This window comes from Thalassococcus profundi (genome assembly GCF_003344785.1).
Taxonomy (GTDB): Bacteria; Pseudomonadota; Alphaproteobacteria; order Rhodobacterales; family Rhodobacteraceae; genus Puniceibacterium; species Puniceibacterium profundi.
Genome location: NZ_QPMK01000054.1, coordinates 1 through 852 on the forward strand (window position 1 = coordinate 1; position 852 = coordinate 852).

At 57.0% G+C, this 852-nt stretch carries 2 protein-coding genes; both read right to left on the reverse strand.

Annotation, left to right across the window (positions count from 1 at the left end):
* On the reverse strand, window positions 1–569 hold a 569-nt coding region (locus DU478_RS22485), incomplete at its 3' end, for a sensor histidine kinase (RefSeq protein ID WP_147276413.1).
* An 87-nt stretch (window positions 570–656) separates the two neighbouring features.
* On the reverse strand, window positions 657–852 hold a 196-nt coding region (locus DU478_RS23510; protein WP_233501561.1), incomplete at its 5' end, for a hypothetical protein.

The following is an 852-nucleotide window of genomic DNA, read 5'->3' on the forward strand; positions in this document are numbered from 1 at the left end:
TTGGTCGAAAACCCCTGTTCCCAGATCTGGCCCAGCATGGCTTCTGGGATGCCGGGGCCGGTATCTGTTACTGTCAGGATAACTAAAGGTAGGGTCGGGTGACGGCCAATCATCGGCTTAACCCCGTCCGATTTGTCAGACGCGAGCGTTAGTGAGAGTGTGACCGAACCCATGTCGCCCGCCGCGTTGCGAGCATTGTCTGAAAGGTTCAGTAGGATGCGCATCAGCGGTTCTGAATCGCCATGTGCCAGAACTGGAAATCCCGGCACATTCACCGATACTCGGCAAGCTACTTCATCGCTCACAGCTTCGGCTACTCGAGAGATCACATCACGTAGGTCAAAACTGCCGCCCAGATCAGTGAAGCCTTGGTGGCCACTTACAAGATCAATCGCGGTCCGAGCTGCAGCATGCACCTGTGATAGCAGGCGAAGCAGATCCTCGCGAGGCATGTCATCCATGATAAGCCCCAGCTCACTGCCGTGTGAAATGCGAGCCAAAAGGTTCATCAAGTCATGGATGAAATCAGCATCGCGATCATCCTCGCCGCCTCTATGCCCACTTTGCATCACACAGCCCTTTTAGGTTTCATCTTGCACTAGGGTTTAGAAAAGGGGGGGCTTAAGATTGAGAATTTCGCGTCGCCAGAAAAAAGCCTAGGGCTGGCAGCTCATCTCATAAGCTGCGCGTGCCAGATCACGTTCGTTCCGGGTGATCTTGCGCCCTCCAGCCTCGAACGTCCGGCCTGCGCGATCGCCCCAGCTCTCCCGCTCCTGGTCTGTCAGCCCGTTCCACCACTCCCGGGCCGGATCGCCCTGCGGCGTTTCTTCGATGATCGGCGGGGCGTCGGCG